1 pseudogene is annotated in these 263 nt (G+C 70.7%); it reads right to left on the bottom strand.

Annotated features, from left to right (window positions below):
* Nucleotides 1-263, bottom strand: a pseudogene (locus ACEN88_RS35620) (MFS transporter); the annotation flags it as partial.

The following is a 263-nucleotide window of genomic DNA, read 5'->3' as shown; positions in this document are numbered from 1 at the left end:
GCCACGCGGCGCGGCGCATCGGCTCCGTGCGGCTGGCGCGGCCGGCGAACAGGGCGGAACACGTCATCAGGCCGCACATGCCGACGTTGACGAGCGCGATCGCGCGCGTATCGTAATGGCCCACCTCGACGAGCCACAGCGGATAGAACTCGTAGAACGCCGTCACGCCGCACGTGTACGCGAGCTGCACGCCGAACAGCGCGCGCAGGCCGTCGTGGCGCAGCAGGTTGAACGCGTGGCGTTCGCGCGCCACGCTCCACCAC

The sequence above is a fragment of the Massilia sp. CT11-108 genome (assembly GCF_047302915.1).
Taxonomy (GTDB): domain Bacteria; phylum Pseudomonadota; class Gammaproteobacteria; order Burkholderiales; family Burkholderiaceae_D; genus Telluria; species Telluria orientalis.
This window is presented reverse-complemented; position numbering and strand designations above follow the sequence as displayed.